Origin of the sequence: Cupriavidus sp. WGlv3 (assembly GCF_023952475.1) — a bacterium.
GTDB lineage: Bacteria > Pseudomonadota > Gammaproteobacteria > Burkholderiales > Burkholderiaceae > Cupriavidus > Cupriavidus phytorum.
The window spans coordinates 104819-123587 of record NZ_JALHRX010000013.1 but is presented as its reverse complement, the minus strand read 5'-3'; the positions used below and the strand labels follow the sequence as shown (position 1 = coordinate 123587).

16 protein-coding genes are annotated in these 18769 nt (G+C 68.1%); 15 read left to right on the top strand and 1 reads right to left on the bottom strand.

Going from position 1 to position 18769, the window contains the following annotated elements; translation table 11 throughout:
• The first annotated feature begins 6 nt into the window (after positions 1 to 6).
• The 11 genes from MKD38_RS21060 (at position 7) to MKD38_RS21010 (ending at position 11477) form a co-directional block, all read left to right on the top strand.
• The gene (locus MKD38_RS21060) at positions 7 to 978 is read left to right on the top strand and encodes a Tim44 domain-containing protein (protein ID WP_252679642.1); all 972 of its coding nucleotides are present in this window, start codon (positions 7 to 9) and stop codon (positions 976 to 978) included.
• Positions 979 to 1105: 127 nt separating this feature from the next.
• Positions 1106 to 1804, top strand: a complete 699-nt coding sequence (locus MKD38_RS21055; RefSeq protein WP_252679640.1) for a ubiquinone biosynthesis accessory factor UbiJ — start codon at positions 1106 to 1108, stop codon at positions 1802 to 1804.
• Positions 1805 to 1871: 67 nt separating this feature from the next.
• Positions 1872 to 3449, top strand: a complete 1578-nt coding sequence (gene ubiB / locus MKD38_RS21050; protein ID WP_252679638.1) for a ubiquinone biosynthesis regulatory protein kinase UbiB — start codon at positions 1872 to 1874, stop codon at positions 3447 to 3449.
• 36 nt (positions 3450 to 3485) lie between these two features.
• Complete coding sequence (locus MKD38_RS21045) at positions 3486 to 4106, top strand: methyltransferase domain-containing protein (protein WP_252679635.1); 621 nt, start codon at positions 3486 to 3488, stop codon at positions 4104 to 4106.
• Between the two features lie 292 nt (positions 4107 to 4398).
• On the top strand, positions 4399 to 5835 hold the full coding sequence (locus MKD38_RS21040) for a high affinity choline transporter 1 (protein WP_252679634.1): 1437 nt from the start codon (positions 4399 to 4401) through the stop codon (positions 5833 to 5835).
• 164 nt (positions 5836 to 5999) lie between these two features.
• Positions 6000 to 6347, top strand: a complete 348-nt coding sequence (locus MKD38_RS21035) for an FmdB family zinc ribbon protein (RefSeq protein WP_252679632.1) — start codon at positions 6000 to 6002, stop codon at positions 6345 to 6347.
• Between the two features lie 14 nt (positions 6348 to 6361).
• Complete coding sequence (locus tag MKD38_RS21030; protein WP_252679630.1) at positions 6362 to 7084, top strand: DUF502 domain-containing protein; 723 nt, start codon at positions 6362 to 6364, stop codon at positions 7082 to 7084.
• Positions 7085 to 7149: 65 nt separating this feature from the next.
• On the top strand, positions 7150 to 8955 hold the full coding sequence (gene aspS / locus MKD38_RS21025; RefSeq protein ID WP_252679627.1) for an aspartate--tRNA ligase: 1806 nt from the start codon (positions 7150 to 7152) through the stop codon (positions 8953 to 8955).
• A gap of 209 nt (positions 8956 to 9164) precedes the next feature.
• Complete coding sequence (locus MKD38_RS21020; protein ID WP_252679719.1) at positions 9165 to 10076, top strand: hypothetical protein; 912 nt, start codon at positions 9165 to 9167, stop codon at positions 10074 to 10076.
• Between the two features lie 103 nt (positions 10077 to 10179).
• Entirely contained in the window at positions 10180 to 10698 is a 519-nt protein-coding gene (nudB, locus tag MKD38_RS21015) for a dihydroneopterin triphosphate diphosphatase (RefSeq protein WP_252679622.1), read from the top strand.
• The gene (locus MKD38_RS21010; protein WP_252679620.1) at positions 10695 to 11477 is read left to right on the top strand and encodes an endonuclease/exonuclease/phosphatase family protein; all 783 of its coding nucleotides are present in this window, start codon (positions 10695 to 10697) and stop codon (positions 11475 to 11477) included. The genes nudB and MKD38_RS21010 overlap by 4 nt, the downstream gene beginning before the upstream one ends.
• A 12-nt stretch (positions 11478 to 11489) precedes the next feature.
• On the opposite strand, the gene mobB is transcribed toward MKD38_RS21010, so the two are convergent.
• Positions 11490 to 12020, bottom strand: a complete 531-nt coding sequence (gene mobB / locus MKD38_RS21005) for a molybdopterin-guanine dinucleotide biosynthesis protein B (RefSeq protein WP_252679717.1) — start codon at positions 12018 to 12020, stop codon at positions 11490 to 11492.
• Between the two features lie 92 nt (positions 12021 to 12112).
• Between mobB and clsB the strand changes: the two genes are divergently transcribed.
• The 4 genes from clsB (at position 12113) to MKD38_RS20985 (ending at position 18760) form a co-directional block, all read left to right on the top strand.
• Positions 12113 to 13459, top strand: coding sequence for a cardiolipin synthase ClsB (clsB, locus tag MKD38_RS21000; protein ID WP_252679617.1), 1347 nt, complete (start codon positions 12113 to 12115; stop codon positions 13457 to 13459).
• A gap of 347 nt (positions 13460 to 13806) precedes the next feature.
• Positions 13807 to 14397, top strand: a complete 591-nt coding sequence (locus tag MKD38_RS20995) for a TetR/AcrR family transcriptional regulator (protein ID WP_025583452.1) — start codon at positions 13807 to 13809, stop codon at positions 14395 to 14397.
• A gap of 75 nt (positions 14398 to 14472) precedes the next feature.
• Positions 14473 to 16260: an acyl-CoA dehydrogenase C-terminal domain-containing protein gene (locus MKD38_RS20990; RefSeq protein WP_252679615.1), complete on the top strand. Its 1788-nt coding sequence runs from the start codon at positions 14473 to 14475 to the stop codon at positions 16258 to 16260.
• A 76-nt stretch (positions 16261 to 16336) separates the two neighbouring features.
• Positions 16337 to 18760, top strand: coding sequence for a 3-hydroxyacyl-CoA dehydrogenase/enoyl-CoA hydratase family protein (locus MKD38_RS20985; protein WP_252679613.1), 2424 nt, complete (start codon positions 16337 to 16339; stop codon positions 18758 to 18760).
• Positions 18761 to 18769 lie beyond the last annotated feature (9 nt).

Genomic DNA, 18769 nt, shown 5'->3' with positions numbered 1-18769 from the left:
CAGCATATGTCGTCAATTCGTGGAAAATTCCTGGTGGGGTCGCTGGTCACGGCGCTGGCCGTCGGCATGGCGTTCGACGCCGAGGCCAAGCGCATGGGCGGCTCGCGCAGCATCGGCAAGCAGTCCGAGTCGGTGACCCAGCGCCAGCAGACCCAGCCCACCTCGCCCACGCAGCAGGCGCAGCAACCTGCACAGCAGGCGGCACCGGCCACCGCCGGGGCAGCCGGCGCGGCCGCGGCCGCGGCGCCCAAGCGCAACTGGGGCGGCATCCTGGGCGGCATCGCTGCCGGCCTGGGCATTGGCTGGCTGTTGTCGCACTTCGGCCTGGGCGGCGCGGCGCTGACCTTCCTGTCCAACCTGATCCTGATCGCGCTGGTGGCCTTTGCCGCGATCTGGCTGATCCGCAAGTTCCGCGGCGGCAGCAAGCGCACCGCGCAGCCGGCCTACGCCGGTGCCGGTGGCGCGCCGAACCTCGGCCGCAACGCGGAGCCGATGTTCCGCGGTGAGCCGACGCCGCCGGTGTCGGGCAGCCCGGTTCTGCCCGCCGCCGGTGCCGCCGCTGGCGCCGCTGTTGCGGGTTCCGTGGCGCAGCAGCCGTGGGGCGTGCCGGCCGACTTCGACGCCGATTCCTTCCTGCGCAACGCCAAGGTCCACTTCGTGCGCCTGCAGGCCGCCTGGGATGCCGGCAACCTGGACGACATCCGCGAGTTCACCACGCCGGAGATGTTCGCCGAGATCAAGATGGACCTGGCCGAGCGCGGCGTCGAGGTCAACAAGACCGACGTGGTCACGCTCGAAGCCCAGTTGCTCGGCATCGAGTCGTCGCCGGCCCAGCACGTTGCCAGCGTGCGTTTCTCGGGCATGATCCGCGAGAAGGCGGGCGAGGCGGCGCAGCCGTTCGGCGAGGTCTGGAACCTGGCCAAGCCGGTCTCCGGCAGCGGCGGCTGGCTGCTGGCCGGGATCCAGCAAGAGTCCTGATGCCGCACCCCGCGGCGGTGATGCGCCGGGGGGAGTAGCTTAGAATGGAGGCCCACGCGAAAGCGTGGGCCTTTTTGTTTGCGACGCCGGTCCCGCGCGTCGCCGCCTGCCCGCCTACCGCGCTGTCATGAATACTCTGCCTTCCGCCCTGGCCACGCCTGCCGTCTCGGCACTGAACCACCTGCTCGAGCAGGAGCCGTGGGCCCGCAACCAGCTGGCGCCGTTTGCCGGACGCGTGATCCGTTTCGATGCCGCCGCCTTCGAGCTGTCGCTGAAGGTGACCGAGCACGGCTGCACCGAACTGGCGCCCGCGGCCGAGGCGCCCGCGGTGACGCTGCGCGTGCCGGTGCAGCAGTGGCCGCTGGTGGCCGCCGACGTGGCCGAAGGCGGCCAGGCCGCCGCCATGCGCCATGTGCGCATCGAGGGCGATGCCGAGCTGGCCAACACGGTTTCGACGCTGGCGCGCAACCTGCGCTGGGACGCCGCCGAGGACCTGTCGCGCGCGCTGCGCGGCATCCTGGGCGGGCCGGTCAGCGACAGCGTGGCGCAGCGCGTGGTCGATGGCGCGCGCCAGGTCCATGAGCAGGCCACGCGCGTGGGCCGGGCGCTGGTCGACAACGTCACCGACTACCTGCTCGACGAGCAGCCGACGCTGGTGCGCCACGCCGCGCTGGACGAGTTCGGCGCCGACGTGGGCCGGCTGCGCGACCGCCTGGCGCGGCTGGAGAAGCGGCTCGAGCGCCTGGAGCGCGGCGGCACGCCGCCCGCGCCGGGCCCGTCCGGCCAGGCCGGCCCGTCCGGCAAGCTGCCGTCGCCGCACCGCTGAGCCGGCCCAGCCGCGCTTCCTTCCGACCATCCACCGACTGCCTGCCCGGCTCCGTGAAGACTCCCGAATGACCCGCCTCCTGCGCCTTGGCAAGATCCTTTTCGTCATCCTCTACTACGGCCTGGACGAGCTGGTGCTCTCGGGCTTCAGCAGCCGCAGGATCCGCTTCCTGGTACGGGTCATCACCATCGGGCGCAAGCTCGACGTGCCACGCGGCGTGCGGCTGCGGCTGGCGCTGACGCGGCTGGGCCCGATCTTCGTCAAGTTCGGCCAGGTGCTGTCGACCCGGCGCGACCTGATGCCGCCGGACATTGCCGACGAGCTGGCCAAGCTGCAAGACCAGGTGCCGCCGTTCGATTCGGCGGTGGCGGTCAGGATCATCGAGCGCTCGCTCGGGCGGCCGCTGGAGCAGCTGTTCGAGACCTTCGAGCACCAGCCGGTGGCGAGCGCGTCGATCGCGCAAGTTCACTTCGCCACGCTCAAGGGCGGCCCCAGCCACGGGCGCGAGGTCGCGGTGAAGGTGCTGCGCCCCGGCATGCTGCCGGTGATCGACAGCGACCTGGCGCTGATGCGCGACATGGCCACCTGGCTCGAGCGCTTCTGGGCCGACGGCAAGCGCCTGAAGCCGCGCGAGGTGGTGGCCGAGTTCGACAAATACCTGCACGACGAACTCGACCTGATGATCGAGGCGGCCAACGCCAGCCAGCTGCGCCGCAACTTTGCCGATACCAACCTGCTGCTGGTGCCCGAGGTGTTCTGGGACTGGTGCAGCAGCACGGTGTTCGTGATGGAGCGCATGCACGGCATCCCGATCTCGCGCACCGAATCGCTCAAGGCCGCCGGCGTCGACATGCACCAGCTGGCGGAAGAGGGCGTCGAGATCTTCTTCACCCAGGTGTTCCGCGACGGCTTCTTCCACGCCGACATGCACCCGGGCAACATCCTGGTGTCAGTGCAGCCCGAGACCTTCGGCCGCTATATCGCGCTCGACTTCGGCATCGTCGGCGCGCTGTCCGAGTTCGACAAGAACTACCTGGCGCAGAACTTCATCGCCTTCTTCCGCCGCGACTACCACCGTGTGGCGCTGCTGCACGTGGAATCCGGCTGGGTCCCGCCCGAGACCCGGGTTGAGGAACTGGAAAGCGCGGTGCGCGCCTGCTGCGAGCCGTACTTCGACAAGCCGCTCAAGGAAATCTCGCTGGGCATGGTGCTGATGCGCCTGTTCCAGACCTCGCGCCGCTTCAACGTTGAGATCCAGCCGCAGCTGGTGCTGCTGCAGAAGACTCTGCTCAATATCGAAGGTCTGGGCCGCCAGCTCGATCCGGACCTGGACCTGTGGAAGACCGCCAAGCCGTTCCTGGAGCGCTGGATGTACGAGCAGGTGGGCTGGAAGGGCGCCTGGGAACGGGTCAAGGTCGAAGCGCCGCAATGGGCCAAGATGCTGCCGGACTTCCCGCGGCTGGCACACCAGTTCCTGGAGCGGCGCGCGCTGGCCGGCAACGGCGAGCAGGACAAGCTGCTGGCGCAGCTGGTGGCCGAGCAGCGCCGCACCAACCGGCTGCTCGGCACCGCGGTGCTGCTGGTGGGCGGCTTCGTCGCCGGCATCGTGCTCACGCACGTGCTGGGCTGGGCGGGCTACTGGTAGGCGCAGGCCAATACCACAAAGGACGGAGACAGACCCATGGGCGATACCACCAGGCCGGTGCCCGGCTTTACCACGCGCAATGCCGGCGACCCGGCGTTCTGGGACGAGCGCTTCAGGGAGGGCTTCACGCCCTGGGACCTGGGCGGCGTGCCCGAGGAATTCCGCAGCTTTATCGAGGGCCGCCAGCCGTGTCCCACGCTGGTGCCCGGCTGCGGCAACGGCTGGGAGGCGGCGTGGCTGTTCGAGCGCGGCTGGCCGGTGACGGCGATCGACTTCTCGCCGCAGGCAGTGGCGTCGGCGCGACGCGCGCTAGGGCCGGCCGGGGCGGTGGTGCAGCAGGGCGATTTCTTCGCCTTCACGCCGCAGCCGGCGTGCGAGCTGATCTACGAGCGCGCCTTCCTGTGCGCGCTGCCGCCGGCGCTGCGCGCGGCCTATGGCGCCCGCGTGGCCGAGCTGCTGCCGCCGGGCGGGCTGCTGGCTGGCTACTTCTACCTGGGCGAGAACCGTGGCGGACCGCCGTTCGCGATGCCGGAAGCAGAGCTCGATGCGCTGCTCGGGCCGGCCTTCGAGCGCATCGAGGACCGCCCCTCGGCCGCGCCGCTGCCGGTGTTCCAGGGGCAGGAGCGCTGGCAGGTATGGCGCCGGCGCGGCGCCTGAAGCCGCCTCCGGCCGGCCGCGCTGTGGCGCAGGCGGTGCCCCGCGTGGCGCATTCGCGCCAGCGGGGAATTTTTTTCGCCCGTGCGGGTCTGCGTCGCTATAATCCGCGTTTTGATTCGGCTACGACCGCGGGCCCCCGCCGCGTTGCCCGCCTCGTCGGGACAGCGCCAGGCACCCCGATATGCGGCCCCGACCGATGAATTGGACTCCGGGCTACCGCGCGCGCGCCAGCGCCCAGCCGCCCGGCATTCGGTTTCTCGCCACAAGGGCACCTTCTGCATAGGGCAGCGGCATGCTGATCTGGTTTGTCATCATCTACTGGGTAATCTCGGTCGGCATCGGCCTGTGGGCGGCGCTGCGCGTGCGCAACACCACCGATTTCGCCGTCGCCGGGCGCAGCCTGCCGTTCCATATCGTCACCGCCACCGTCTTCGCCACCTGGTTCGGCTCGGAGACCGTGCTGGGCATCCCCGCCGTGTTTCTGAAGGAAGGCTTGTCGGGCGTGGTGTCCGACCCGTTCGGGTCGTCGCTGTGCCTGATCCTGGTGGGCCTGTTCTTTGCCCGGCCGCTGTACCGGATGAACCTGCTGACCATCGGCGACTACTACCATAACCGCTATGGCCGGCTGGCCGAGGTGCTGACCACGCTGTGCATCGTGGTCTCCTACCTGGGCTGGGTCGCGGCGCAGATCAAGGCCCTGGGGCTGGTGTTCTATACCGTGTCGGACGGCGCGCTGTCGCAGGAGGCCGGCATGATGATCGGCGCCGCCAGCGTGCTGGTCTATACGTTGTTCGGCGGCATGTGGTCGGTGGCGATCACCGACTTCATCCAGATGATCATCATCGTGATCGGCATGATGTATATCGGCTACGAGGTCAGCGGCCAGGCCGGCGGCGTGACGGCGGTGGTCTCGCACGCGGCCGCGGCCGGCAAGTTCGAATTCCTGCCGTCGCTCGATTTCGTGCAGATCATCGGCTTCGCCGCGGCGCTGTTCACCATGATGCTGGGCTCGATCCCGCAGCAGGACGTGTTCCAGCGGGTGACCTCGTCGCGCACCGAGCAGATCGCCGGGCGCGCTTCGGTGCTGGGCGGCGTGCTGTACTTCTGCTTCGCCTTTATCCCGATGTTCCTGGCATACTCGGCCACGCTGATCGATCCGGGCATGGTGGCGAAATACATCGACACCGACTCGCAGCTGATCCTGCCGCAGCTGATCCTGCAGCACGCGCCGATGTTCGCCCAGGTGATGTTCTTTGGCGCGCTGCTGTCGGCGATCAAGAGTTGCGCCTCGGCGACGCTGCTGGCGCCGTCGGTGACCTTTGCCGAAAACATCCTGCGGCCGTACTTCCGCCATCTCGACGACAAGCAGTTCCTGCGCGTGATGCAGGCCGTGGTGCTGGTGTTCACGACGCTGGTGACGCTGTTCGCGCTGAACTCGCACCTGTCGATCTTCCATATGGTCGAAAATGCCTACAAGGTCACGCTGGTGTCGTCGTTCGTGCCGCTGGCCTTCGGCATGTTCTGGAAGCACGCCACCCGCCAGGGCGGGCTGGCCGCGATCCTGCTGGGGCTGTCGTCCTGGCTGACCTGCGAGGTCGCCTTTGCCGATGCCGTGGTGCCGCCGCAGATGGTGGGCCTGCTGTTCTCGGTCAGCGGCATGGTGATCGGTTCGCTGCTGCCGCAGTGGATTGCAGATCACGCGCCGGTCAAGGAAGTCCATATCGCCTGAGCGCGCGGGGGCGCCCACCCCCTTATTTCCGCCGATCAGGCAGCCCCGGAACGGTTTATAATTCAAGGCTTTGCATCGCCGCGCGGGATATTCCCGCAGCCGCCCCGGCGCGCGGCGATGTCCGCCCTGGTACCGATTCCCAAGTTCTCTCGCGAAATAACACCATGCCGATCTATGCCTACCGTTGCGACGCCTGCGGCCACGGGCGCGATGTGCTGCAGAAAATGAGCGATGCCCCGCTGACGGACTGCCCGTCCTGCGGCGCCGCCGGCGCGTTCAAGAAGCAGCTGACCGCTGCCGGCTTCCAGCTCAAGGGCTCGGGCTGGTACGTGACCGACTTCCGCGGTGGCAGCGGCGGCGGCGCCGGTGCGCCTGCTGCAACCGGCGCAACTGGCGGCACTGCGGCTGCGGCCAGCGCGCCGGCGGCGGCTGAATCGTCGTCGACCGGCACCGCTGCGGCTACCTCGGCGCCGGCCGCCGGCGGTTGCGGCAGCGCCTGCGCCTGCCACTGAGCCGGACCCGCCCCGTGGTAGCCAAGAAGACTTCCGCCCTCAAAACCTGGTTCCTGACCGGGCTGCTGGTACTGGTGCCGCTGGGCATCACGCTGTGGGTGCTGAGCCTGATCATCGGCACGATGGACCAGAGCCTGGCGCTGCTGCCCGAGGCCTGGCGGCCGGACCGGCTGATGTTCGGCAAGCGCGTGACCGGCCTGGGCGCGATCCTGACGCTGCTGTTCATCCTGCTGGTCGGGCTGCTGGCGCATAACTTCATCGGCCAGCGCCTGGTGCGCTGGTGGGAAGCGCTGCTGGGCCATATCCCGGTGGTGGGCCCGATCTACACCAGCGTCAAGCAGGTCTCGGACACGCTGCTGTCGTCGTCGGGCAATGCCTTCCGCAAGGCGCTGCTGGTGCAGTACCCGCGCGAGGGCTCGTGGACCATCGCCTTCCTGACCGGACGCCCCGGCGGCGACGTGCAGAACCACCTGCAAGGCGAATACGTCAGCGTCTACGTGCCGACCACCCCCAATCCGACCTCGGGCTTCTTCCTGATGATGCCCAAGGCCGACACCATCGAACTCGACATGACCGTCGACGCCGCGCTCAAGTACATCGTCTCGATGGGCGTGGTGGCACCGGCGGAATTGCCGCGCAAGAACGGCACCGCGCCCCGGCCGGCAGCTCCGTCCAGCGCGGCGAGTGCGGCCGGCAGGTCCAGCAGCGAGGAGCCGGTCCAGACGACCGATCCTTGAGCCTCCAAACTGATCACGGGCTGCGCGATGCAATCGGGCAGCCGCGTTTTACCGGGAATCTCCTTATGTCCTCCATGCGTACTCACTACTGCGGTCTGGTGACCGAACAATTCTCGGGCCAGGAAGTGGCCCTGACGGGCTGGGTCCAGCGCCGCCGCGACCATGGCGGCGTGATCTTCATCGACCTGCGCGACCGCGAGGGCCTGGTGCAGGTGGTGTGCGACCCGGATCGCCCCGAGATGTTCAAGGCCGCGGAAGAGATCCGCAACGAGTTCTGCATCCGTATCACCGGCAAGGTGCGCCCGCGTCCGGCCGGCACCGAGAACGCCAACCTGACCTCGGGCAAGATCGAGGTGCTGTGCCACGAGCTGACCGTGCTGAACCCGTCGGTCACGCCGCCGTTCCAGCTCGACGACGACAACCTGTCGGAAACCACGCGCCTGACGCACCGCGTGCTCGACCTGCGCCGCCCGCAGATGCAATACAACCTGCGCCTGCGCTACAAGGTGGCGATGGAAGTGCGCAAGTTCCTCGATGCACAGGGCTTCATCGACATCGAGACCCCGATGCTGGGCAAGAGCACGCCTGAAGGCGCGCGCGACTACCTGGTGCCGTCGCGGGTGAACCCGGGCCACTTCTTCGCGCTGCCGCAATCGCCGCAGATCTTCAAGCAGATGCTGATGGTGTCGGGCTTCGACCGTTACTACCAGATCACCAAGTGCTTCCGCGATGAAGACCTGCGCGCCGACCGCCAGCCCGAGTTCACGCAGATCGACTGCGAGACCTCGTTCCTGAGCGAGCAGGAGATCCGCGACCTGTTCGAGGGCATGATGTGCACGGTGTTCAAGAACGCCATCGACGTCGACCTCGGCGCCTTCCCGGTGATGGAATTCCGCGAAGCCATGGCCCGCTTCGGCTCGGACAAGCCTGACCTGCGCGTCAAGCTGGAATTCACCGAGCTGACCGAGGTGATGAAGGACGTCGACTTCAAGGTGTTCTCGGGCCCGGCCAACAGCGACAACGGCCGCGTGGTCGGCCTGCGCGTGCCGGGCGGCGGCGCCATCTCGCGCGGCGAGATCGACGCCTACACCCAGTTCGTCGGCATTTACGGCGCCAAGGGCCTGGCCTGGATCAAGGTCAACGAAGTCGCCAAGGGCCGCGACGGCCTGCAATCGCCGATCGTCAAGAACCTGCACGACGCCGCCATTGCCGAGATCCTGAAGCGCACCGGCGCGCAGGACGGCGACATCATCTTCTTCGGCGCCGACAAGGCCAAGGTGGTCAACGACTCGATCGGCGCGCTGCGCCTGAAGGTCGGCCATTCGGACTTCGGCAAGGCCAACGGCCTGTTCGAAGACGCCTGGAAGCCGCTGTGGGTGGTGGACTTCCCGATGTTCGAATACGACGAGGAAGACGCACGCTGGGTGGCGATGCACCACCCGTTCACCAGCCCCAAGGACGAGCACCTGGAATACCTCGAGACCGATCCGGGCAAGTGCGTGGCCAAGGCCTACGACATGGTGCTGAACGGCTGGGAAATGGGCGGCGGCTCGGTCCGTATCTATCGCTCGGACATCCAGAGCAAGGTGTTCCGCGCGCTCAAGATCAACGACGACGAAGCCCGCGCCAAGTTCGGCTACCTGCTCGACGCGCTGCAGTACGGCGCGCCCCCGCACGGCGGCCTGGCCTTCGGCCTGGACCGCATCGTCACGATGATGGCCGGCGCCGACTCGATCCGCGACGTGATCGCCTTCCCCAAGACCCAGCGCGCCCAGGACCTGCTGACGCAGGCGCCGAGCTCGGTCGACGAGAAGCAGCTGCGCGAGCTGCATATCCGCCTGCGCACCGCCGAGCCCAAGCCCAACGCCTGACCCGGTCCGGGTGGTTCGATCCGCAAGAAAGCCGCGCGATTGCGCGGCTTTCTTTCTTTATGCGCAATGCTGGCGGAGCGGCGCATTGGTTTCGATTTGTTACCGGTCGGAACGAAGGCGGCGGCGGGTCGGTCTCCTTCCTTTGACACGCAATTTGCCGAGGGGCCCTGTCATGAAGGTTCCCGGCACTCGGGAGGAAATTCGTGAACCTGAACCTGGATACCGAACTGATCCGCCAGTTCCTGCTGGCCCACCAGGAAACCATCCTGACCTGGCTGGCGGCCGGACTGATCATGATGCTGCTGGCACGCTTCGAGCTGCGCCGCGCCCAGCGCCGCGCGGCGCAGGCGATGTCCGAATCCGTGGCGACCACGGTCGCCGCCTGCGTGCCCGATATCGCCCATGCCGTGCAGGCGGCGTCGCCCCAGGCGGCGGCCGAGCCGGTCGAGATGCAGCGCGCCGAGGCCTTGCGGCGGCTGGCGCTGGACACCGTCGGCGTGGTGATGACGCGCGGGCGCTGGCTCGACGAACTGGGCAACCTGCGCCTGGCCGACGATGCCCTGCTTGCCGGCCAGCGCGCCGACGGCGCCGATCCGCTGCTGGTGGTGGCGCCGCAACCGGTGGTGCAGGCCTACCTCGATGCGCAGCGCGTGTTCGAGGACGAGGCCGCGCAGGTGCAGGCGCTGCGCCGCGACGCCCAGCGCGTACACGAGGCGCTGCAGGCGCTGGACGGCGAGGCCGCCCATATCGAGCAGGAAACCGGCAGCATCGTGCTGCGCTTCGAGCAGGTCAACGCGCAGGCGGCGCAGGGCATGGATGGCGGCGATTACCAGCGCTTCCTGATCCAGAAGTACAACACGCTGGGCCAGCGCGAGAAGGAAATCGCGCAGGAACGCATGCGGCTGCAGGGCGAAGCGCGCCAGCGCGCCGAGGCCCTGGCCACCCACGCGCATGCCGCCTCCAGGCGCTACCGCCACGCGCTGGCGCCGCTGATGGAGCAACTGCGCGCGGCCTGGGGCCATGGCGAATCGCCGCAGGTGTTCGACACCTGGCAGCGCCACGGCAGCAGCGAGCCCTACCTGGCCCCGCACGGCATGCAGGGCGCGCGCAGCGCCGCCTGATCCGGCCGGAAGTTGCGGCGCCCGCGCACAGGCGCCGCGGCGCTTTCCCGTGGCAAGCGCGCGCGCCTGCGCTATCCTTGGGTTTGTCCTTTGGCCCAGACCCATGTCACACAAGATCCCGGAATCCGTGCTGGTGGTGATTTACACGCCAGATCTTCAAGTCTTGCTGCTGGAACGCGCCGATCGCCCCGGGTTCTGGCAGTCCGTCACCGGCAGCCTCGATACCCTCGATGAACCCCTGGCCCTGACCGCCGCGCGCGAAGTCGCGGAAGAAACCGGCATCATCGCCGGCGAACACCAGCTCACCGACTGGGGCCATGCCATCCAGTACGACATCTACCCGCAGTGGCGCCACCGCTACGCCGAAGGCGTCACGCGCAATACCGAGCACTGGTTCGGCCTGCGCGTGGCCGAGGCGCTGCCGGTGACGCTGGCGCCACGCGAACACCTGCAATACAAGTGGCTGCCGTGGCAACAGGCGGCGCAGCAATGCTTTTCCAGCAGCAATGCCGACGCCATCCACCAGCTGGCGTGGCGCGCCGCCGGTGCCGTCGCGCCGGGCGCAGTGGAAGCGACGGGCAGCGATGCCGGCCGCCACGCCGCCGTAGGAGGGCAGCCATGAAGCTGCGCGTGGTCACCTACAACATCCACAAGGGAGTGACCGGCTTCGCGCGGCGCCCGCGCATCCAGAACGTGCGTGCCGGCCTGCACGCGATGGACGCGGACATCGTCTTCCTGCAGGAAGTGCAGGACCGCAACGACCGGCTGGTGGCCGCGGCGCTGTTCGACCCGGAACACACCCAGCTCAACTACCTCGCCACCGACGCCTATCCGCATTCGGTCTACGGCCGCAATGCGGTCTATGACTACGGCCATCACGGCAACGCGATCCTGTCGCGCCATCCGATCCTGATGTCCGAGAACCTCGACATTTCCGACCACCGCTTCGAGCAGCGCGGGCTGCTACATGCGGTGGCGGACGTGCACGGCGTCGAGACCCACCTGATCTGCGTGCATTTCGGCCTGTTTGCGCGCAGCCGTGCGCGCCAGGCCGAGGCTCTGGTGGAGCGGGTGCAGAATGTGGTGCCGGCGGGCGTGCCGCTGGTGATCGCCGGCGACTTCAACGACTGGAACCACCGGCTCGACGCGCAGATTTGCAATACGCTGGGCGCGGTCGAGGCCTCGCACGCGCGCGGCGCGCGGCTGCATACCTTTCCCAGCCATATGCCGTGGTGGCAGCTCGACCGCATCTATGTGCGCGGCTACGAGATCGAGCGCGCCCACGCGCTGACCGGCCGCGACTGGGCGCAACGCTCCGACCACGTGCCGCTGGTGGCGGAGCTCGGCCATCCGCTGGGCGAAATGGTGGAGCGGGACGCGCCCGCGGACAAGGCCGCCTGAGGACGCCCGAGGTCAGCCCGCGCCGCTCTCGGGGCCGGGGAGGGGATAGTCGCGGATAAAGGCGAACACCGCCAGCGCATCGTTCAGGTCCAGCACCGGCAGCGTGGTCATGGCGGCGACGGTAGCGGGATCGTCGCTCGCCACGGCCACCACGCCCGGCACCTCGTCCCACAGCGGCGCGCGGCCCAGCGCGGGACGGAACACCTCCAGCTTGGGAAAATCGCTGCGCTTGTAGCCTTCCACCAGCACCAGGTCAGTATCGGGCGGCAGCACCGCGAGCGCATCGTCGAGCTCGGGCGAAGGCAGGGACTCGGGGTAATGGCGCATCAGCGTCAGGTGGCGCGCGCCGACCAGCACGACGTTGGCGCAGCCGGCCGCGCGCATGCGCCACGAATCCTTGCCGGGCGTGTCGGGATCGAAGCCGTGGTGGGTGTGCTTGACGCCGGCCACGCGCAGGCCGGCGCCGACGAAGCAGGGGATGAGCTGGTCCAGCAGCGTGGTCTTGCCGCTGCCGGACGAACCGGTAATGCCGAATACCTTCACCATGGTTTCCGTAGGGGCGTCGGGAGTCTGCCTGGTCGCCGGTATCGGCGCGCAGCGCATCGGCATCGACGATAGCAGAGATCCGCGGGCCAATGTGCAGGCGGCGCCTTGCACGCCGCAAACTGTCCGATAATCACGGCATGTCACGGATCTCCCACTCCGCCCAGGCCGAGGACGCCCCGGTGCACGACTCCGCCACCACCGGCGAGCCGACCTATCGCCACCACATGCTGCGCTGGGCCTGGCGTCGCGGCAAGCCCACCACCGGCAATACCGTTCGGCTGCTGCACGGCGGCCAGGACTTTTTTCCGGCGCTGATCGCCGCGATCGACCAGGCCGCGTTCCAGGTCATTCTGGAAACCTACATCTATGCCGACGACGAGGTCGGCCGCGCCGTCGCCGACGCGCTGATCCGTGCCGCCGCGCGCGGGGTCGCGGTGCGCGTGACGGTGGACGGCTTCGGCGCCGGCGACATGCCCGCCGAACTGGCCGAGCGGCTGCGCGCGGGCGGCGTGCGGCTGCGGGTCTACCGCGCCCTGCGCGGTTTCCGCCTGGCGCGGCGCCACCTGCGCCGGCTCCACCGCAAGCTCGCCGTGATCGACCGCCATGTCGCCTTCGTCGGCGGCATCAACATCATCGACGATCACAACCACGGACCCTTCGAAGGCGCCAACCTGGGGCCGCGCTATGACTTCGCGGTGCAGGTCAGCGGGCCGCTGGTGGACCGCATCGCGCTGTCGTCGGAGCGGCTGTGGTGGCGGCTGTCGCTGCGCGAGACGCGCGGCAGCGAGCGCGCCGCGGCGGTCGCCGACTACCCGCTGGTGACCGACCTGCCGCCGCGCCCGGAAGCGACCGGCGGCATCCGCGCCGCGCTGCTGCTGCGCGACAACCTGCGCAACCGCCGCACCATCGAGCGCGAATACCTGCGCGCGCTGGGTGCCGCGCGCCACGACGTGATCCTGGCCAACGCCTACTTCCTGCCCGGCCACAAGATGCGGCGCGCCTTGCTGGCCTGCCGCGAGCGCGGCGTGCGCGTGCGGCTGCTGCTGCAAGGCATGGTCGAATACCGGCTGCAACACTACGCCACCCATGCGCTCTATGCCTCGTTACTCGAGGCCGGCGTCGAGATCTACGAGTACGCCGAGAGCTTCCTGCATGCCAAGGTCGGCGTGGTCGACGAGGCCTGGGCCACGGTTGGGTCGAGCAACATGGACCCCTTCAGCCTGCTGCTCGCGCGCGAGGCCAACGTTGCCGTTTATGATGCGGCCTTCGCCGCTGAACTGCGCGAAGCGCTGGAGCGAGCCATTGCGCACCGCAGCGTACGGGTGCTGCCCGACGCGCATGCACGGCGCTCGCCGCTGCACCGCCTGGCCAACTGGGCGGCCTACATGCTGCTGCGGCTGGGCGTGATCATCGCCGGCGTCACCGGCCGCTACTGAAGCGGCGCACGTATGGTGTGCGTTTGCTGCCATGCCGCAACGCTCACGCTGCAACCGGTGGCAGCGCGGCCGCTGGCGGACATGCTGCAATGCAGTCCGTTTAGAAACAGCGGTCTAATTAAAAGCTTGATGGGCAGGTGTCGCGCCAGAATAATCTGAACGACCGTTCTTTTTTGGCTTAGACTGCGTGCATTCGCGGTATGCACCGGCAAATCCGCCGGCCGCCCGCAAGCAATGAATGCAACGTCAGGGTCATACGCAGGGCCGCAGAAGGCCCCGCAGAACGGAGAAAAAACATGCGACACCAGTCAGCCCGTCTCGAATCCGCCGCTTCGTCCCCCTCGCCCATGCGCAAGGGCGAGATGACGCGCGTGGCGATTCTGGATGCCGCACTGGAATTGTCGTCCCGCGACGGGCTCGAAGGTCTCACCATCGGGCTGCTCGCGGAACGCATGCAGATGAGCAAGAGCGGCGTGTTCGCGCATTTCGGTTCGCGCGAGGACCTGCAGGTGGAGGTGGTGCGGGAGTATCACCGCCGGTTCGAGCAGGAGGTGTTCTATCCCTCGCTGCAGGAGCCGCGCGGACTGCCCCGGCTGTGGTCGATGGTGCGGCGCTGGATGGAGAAGCGCATCCAGGAAGTGACGACGGGATGCATCTACATCAGCGGCGCGGTGGAGTACGACGACCGTGCCGGCAGCCTGGTGCGTGACGAGCTGGTCAAGAGCGTCACCATCTGGCGGGCAGCGCTGACCCGCGCCATCAACCAGGCCAAGGAAGAGGGGCACCTGCGTGCGGACTGCGATCCGCGCCTGATGCTGTTCGAGATGTACAGCCTTGAACTAGGCTTGCATCATGACGCCCGTTTCCTGCGCCTGCCTGACAGCGCCGAGCTTGCCATGGTCGCGCTCAACAAACTGATTCAGTCTTACCGTACCTGAGGTCGCCCGGTCGGGCCGTCGCGCGCAAGCGGGACGGGCGGCGTGGCGGCATCGCACAACTCCAAGGAGTCTCTGATGGGCCAGTACACCGCACCGTTGCGCGACATGCAGTTCGTGCTCCATGAACTGCTCGGCGCCGAAGCCGAACTCAAGGCGATGCCGCCGCACGCGGACATCGACGCGGACACCATCAACCAGGTCATCGAGGAAGCCGGCAAGTTCTGCTCGGACGTGGTGTTCCCGCTCAACCAGGTGGGCGACCGCGAAGGCTGCACCTATGTCGGCGACGGCGTGGTCAAGGCGCCCACCGGCTTCAAGGAAGCCTACCAGCAGTACGTCGAGGCCGGCTGGCCGGCGCTGGCGTGCGACCCGGCCTTCGGCGGCCAGGGCCTGCCGATCGTGGTCAACAACGTGGTCTACGAGATGCTGAACTCGGCCAACCAGGCCTGGACCATGTACCCCGGCCTGTCGCACGGCGCCTATGAGGCCCTGCACGCACACGGCACCCCCGAGCTGCAGCAGACCTACCTGCCCAAGCTGGTGTCCGGCGTGTGGACCGGCACCATGTGCCTGACCGAGCCGCATTGCGGCACCGACCTGGGCATCCTGCGCAGCAAGGCCGAGCCCCAGGCCGACGGCTCCTACCTGATCACCGGCACCAAGATCTTCATCTCCGCCGGCGAGCACGACCTGGCCGAGAACATCATCCACCTGGTGCTGGCGCGCCTGCCGGACGCGCCCGCCGGCACCAAGGGCATCTCGCTGTTCGTGGTGCCCAAGTTCATCCCCGATGCCAGCGGCAACCCGGGTGAGCGCAATGGCATCCAGTGCGGCTCGATCGAGCACAAGATGGGCATCCACGGCAACGCCACCTGCGTGATGAACCTGGATGGCGCGCGCGGCTGGATGGTGGGCGAGCCCAACAAGGGCCTGAACGCCATGTTCGTGATGATGAATGCCGCGCGCCTGGGTGTCGGTGCACAGGGGCTGGGCCTGACTGAGGTGGCGTACCAGAACTCTGTGGCCTACGCCAAGGACCGCCTGCAGATGCGCGCGCTGACCGGCCCCAAGGCACCCGAGAAGGCCGCCGACCCGATCATCGTGCACCCCGACGTGCGCCGCATGCTGCTGACCCAGCGCGCCTACGCCGAAGGCGGCCGCGCCTTCAGCTACTGGACCGCGCTGCAGATCGACCGCGAGCTGTCGCACCCGGACGAGGCCGTGCGCAAGCAGGCCGGGGACCTGGTCGCGCTGCTGACGCCGGTGATCAAGGCGTTCCTGACCGACAACGCCTTCACCTCGACCAACGAGGGCATGCAGGTGTTCGGCGGCCACGGCTACATCTCCGAATGGGGCATGGAGCAATACGTGCGCGACGCCCGCATCAACATGATCTACGAAGGCACCAACACGATCCAGGCGCTGGACCTGCTGGGCCGCAAGATCCTGGGCGACATGGGCGCCAGGATGAAGGCCTTCGGCAAGATCGTGCAGGAATTCGTCGAGGCCGAAGGCACCAATGAAGCCATGCAGGAGTTCGTCAACCCGCTGGCCGACCTGGGCGACAAGGTGCAGAAGCTGACCATGGAAATCGGCATGAAGGCGATGGGCAACGCCGACGAAGTCGGCGCCGCCGCGGTGCCGTACCTGCGCGTGGTGGGCCACCTGGTGTTCGCCTACTTCTGGGCCCGCATGGCCAAGGTCGCGCTGGAGAAGGAAGCCAGCGGCGACAAGTTCTACACCGCCAAGCTGGCCACGGCGCGCTTCTACTTTGCCAAGCTGCTGCCGGAAACCGCCGGCGAGATCCGCAAGGCGCGCGCGGGTTCGGCGTCGCTGATGGCGCTGGACGCAGACCTGTTCTGAGTCGACTCTATCCGCCGTTCCGCTCCGGGAACGGCGGCCTCGCATCTGTCTAACGCTCACTAATCCAGGAGCGAGCATGTCCAATTTCATCGTCAAGAAAGTCGCCGTGCTGGGTGCCGGCGTCATGGGCGCGCAGATTGCCGCCCACCTGATCAACGCGCGCGTGCCCGTGGTGCTGTTCGACCTGCCTGCGAAAGAAGGCCTTAAGAACGGCATCGCGCTGCGCGCCATCGATAACCTGAAGAAGCTGTCGCCCGCGCCGCTGGGTCTGAAGGAAGAGGCCGGCCTGATTCAGGCGGCCAATTACGAAGACGATATCGCCCTGCTCAAGGAATGCGATCTGGTGATCGAGGCGATCGCCGAGCGCATGGACTGGAAGCACGACCTGTACAAGAAGGTCGCGCCGCATCTGGCCTCGCACGCGATCTTCGCCACCAATACGTCGGGCCTGTCGATCACCGCGCTGTCCGACGGGTTCGATGATGACCTGAAGTCGCGTTTCTGCGGCGTGCACTTCTTCAACCCGCCGCGCTACATGCACCTGGTCGAGCTGATCCCGACCGCGACCACGCGGCCGCAGATCCTCGACCAGCTGGAAGCCTTCCTGACCACCACGCTCGGCAAGGGCGTGGTGCGGGCCAAGGACACGCCCAACTTCATCGCCAACCGCGTCGGCATCTTCTCGATCCTCGCGGTGTTCGCCGAGGCCCAGAAGTTCGGCATCCCGTTCGACGTGGTCGACGACCTGACCGGTGCCAAGCTGGGCCGCGCCAAGTCCGCGACCTTCCGCACCGCGGACGTGGTCGGCCTGGACACCATGGCGCACGTGATCAAGACCATGCAGGACAACCTGCACGACGACCCGTTCGCGCCGGTGTACCAGACCCCGGCCGTGCTCAAGGGCCTGGTCGACGCGGGCGCGCTCGGGCAGAAGACCGGCGCCGGCTTCTACAAGAAGGAAGGCAAGGCGATCAAGGTGCTCGACGCCAGCACCGGCCAGTATGTCGATGCCGGCAAGAAGGCCGACGAGATCGTGGTGCGCATGCTGAAGAAGGAACCGGCCGAGCGCATCCGGCTGCTGCGCGAGTCGACCAACCCGCAGGCGCAGTTCCTGTGGGCGGTGTTCCGCGACGTGTTCCACTACATCGCCGTGTACCTGGAGCAGATCGCCGGCTCGGCCGCCGATATCGACCTGGCGATCCGCTGGGGCTTCGGCTGGAACTCGGGCCCGTTCGAGGACTGGCAGGCGGCCGGCTGGAAGCAGGTGGCCGAGTGGGTCAAGGAAGACGTCGAGGGCGGCAAGGCGCTGTCGGGCGCGCCGCTGCCGGCGTGGGTATTCTCCGGCCCGGTCGCCGACAACCAGGGCGTGCACGCGGCGGCCGGTTCGTGGTCGCCCGCGACGCAGTCGTTCGTCGCGCGCAGCACGCTGCCGGTGTATCAGCGCCAGGCCTTCCGCGCCGCCCTCCAGGGCACCGCCGCGGCCGATCCGCGCAAGGCCGGCCGCACCGTCGAAGAGAACGACGCGGTGCGCATCTGGGTGGGCGAGGGCCAGGACGACGTACTGGTGGTTTCGTTCAAGAGCAAGATGAACACCATCGGGCCTGACGTGATCGACGGCCTGACCCGCGCCATCGACCTGGCCGAGGCCGGCTACAAGGGCCTGGTGGTGTGGCAGCCGACCTCGCTGCAGCTGGGCGCGCCGGGCGGCCCGTTCTCGGCGGGCGCCAACCTGGAAGCGGCGATGCCCGCCTTCATGATGGGCGGCGCCAAGGGCATCGAGCCGTTCGTGAAGAAATTCCAGGACGGCATGATGCGCGTGAAGTACGCCGCGGTGCCGGTGGTATCGGCGGCGTCGGGCATTGCGCTGGGCGGCGGCTGCGAGCTGATGTTGCACTCGGCCGCGCGCGTGGCCGCGCTGGAAACCTATATCGGCCTGGTCGAGGTGGGCGTGGGCCTGGTGCCGGCCGGCGGCGGCCTGAAGGAATCCGCGCTGGCGGCCGCGCGCGCAGCGCAGGCCGCGGGCAGCACCAACTATCTGCAGTTCCTGACCAGCCGCTTCCAGAGCGCGGCCATGGCCAAGGTCTCGGCCTCGGCGCTCGAAGCGCGCCAGATGGGCTACCTGCAGCCGTCCGACCAGATCGTCTTCAACGTGCATGAGCTGCTGTACGTGGCGCAGAACGCGGTGCGCGCGCTGGCCGACGCTGGCTACCGCGCGCCGCTGCCGACGCTGATCCCGGTTGCCGGCCGTTCCGGCGTGGCCACCATCAAGGCGTCGCTGGTCAACATGCGCGACGGCGGCTTTATCTCGGCGCACGATTTCCTGATCGCCACCCGCATCGCCGAAGTGGTGTGCGGCGGCGACGTCGACGCCGGTGCGCTGGTCAGCGAGGAATGGCTGCTGGCGCTCGAACGTAAGGCTTTTGTCGACCTGCTGGGTACCGGCAAGACGCAGGAGCGCATCATGGGCATGCTGCAGACCGGCAAGCCGGTGCGCAACTAAAGGCAAGCG

Bases quoted from the DNA above. Each gene is read 5' to 3' on its own strand.
- MKD38_RS21060 (WP_252679642.1), top strand. From the start codon at position 7: ATGTCGTCAATTCGTGGAAAATTCCTGGTGGGGTCGCTGGTCACGGCG.
- MKD38_RS21055 (WP_252679640.1), top strand. From the start codon at position 1,106: ATGAATACTCTGCCTTCCGCCCTGGCCACGCCTGCCGTCTCGGCACTG.
- ubiB (WP_252679638.1), top strand. From the start codon at position 1,872: ATGACCCGCCTCCTGCGCCTTGGCAAGATCCTTTTCGTCATCCTCTAC.
- MKD38_RS21045 (WP_252679635.1), top strand. From the start codon at position 3,486: ATGGGCGATACCACCAGGCCGGTGCCCGGCTTTACCACGCGCAATGCC.
- MKD38_RS21040 (WP_252679634.1), top strand. From the start codon at position 4,399: ATGCTGATCTGGTTTGTCATCATCTACTGGGTAATCTCGGTCGGCATC.
- MKD38_RS21035 (WP_252679632.1), top strand. From the start codon at position 6,000: ATGCCGATCTATGCCTACCGTTGCGACGCCTGCGGCCACGGGCGCGAT.
- aspS (WP_252679627.1), top strand. From the start codon at position 7,150: ATGTCCTCCATGCGTACTCACTACTGCGGTCTGGTGACCGAACAATTC.
- nudB (WP_252679622.1), top strand. From the start codon at position 10,180: ATGTCACACAAGATCCCGGAATCCGTGCTGGTGGTGATTTACACGCCA.
- MKD38_RS21010 (WP_252679620.1), top strand. From the start codon at position 10,695: ATGAAGCTGCGCGTGGTCACCTACAACATCCACAAGGGAGTGACCGGC.
- clsB (WP_252679617.1), top strand. From the start codon at position 12,113: ATGTGCAGGCGGCGCCTTGCACGCCGCAAACTGTCCGATAATCACGGC.
- MKD38_RS20995 (WP_025583452.1), top strand. From the start codon at position 13,807: ATGCGCAAGGGCGAGATGACGCGCGTGGCGATTCTGGATGCCGCACTG.
- MKD38_RS20990 (WP_252679615.1), top strand. From the start codon at position 14,473: ATGGGCCAGTACACCGCACCGTTGCGCGACATGCAGTTCGTGCTCCAT.
- MKD38_RS20985 (WP_252679613.1), top strand. From the start codon at position 16,337: ATGTCCAATTTCATCGTCAAGAAAGTCGCCGTGCTGGGTGCCGGCGTC.